Source organism: Vibrio agarilyticus (genome assembly GCF_012641465.1).
Taxonomy (GTDB): Bacteria; Pseudomonadota; Gammaproteobacteria; order Enterobacterales; family Vibrionaceae; genus Vibrio; species Vibrio agarilyticus.
Window position 1 is genome coordinate 1 of record NZ_JABAIK010000067.1, and the last position, 553, is coordinate 553.

Genomic DNA, 553 nt, shown 5'->3' on the forward strand with positions numbered 1-553 from the left:
ATTGCCTCATTTTGTTCTTATTATTGCCCCGATGGGTGGTGGGGTAGGACTTATTAGCTCAGCTTATCTTTCTGGGTTTGTAGCTTTGCTTTTATTTTCTTCGAAATCTCTGGGATTTCATCGGATTGCTTCATTCCTCTGATTTTCTTGAATGTTTCCTCGTTGAAGCTTTCCCTGTGCAATCCGTTTTTTGTCTCTTCATGCAGTTTTTTGACCACAGCCTTCAATATATTCAGATCTTTCTGTAGCTTATTTAGCCCTTTTTCTGTTGTTTTCTCATTTCGCTGCCAGCTCGCAATTGCGTTGACTGCTGTGATTGCTTGGTTCAAGTTTGTGCCAATTTGCCTCAAGTCCTGCTGCGTTCTTTCGGCTGATTCTCCAGGCATATTGATGACGACGCCTTTGTCGTTGAATAGTTCAATGAACATGTCGTATAGCATTGCACCGATGCTGTTGTAGCCAGTATTTTCTTTCAAGTAGTTGAGCATCTCGTACTCAGACAATGTGGTTTTGAACCTCACCACTTCGGTTTTTTTATTTTCAGGAGCCAGTT

The 553-nt window shown here is 41.6% G+C and carries 1 protein-coding gene; it reads right to left on the minus strand.

The features are described from left to right. Positions 1-53: 53 nt before the first annotated feature. The coding region (locus HGP28_RS19045) for a hypothetical protein (RefSeq protein WP_168837989.1) at positions 54-553 on the minus strand (500 nt) is incomplete at its 5' end.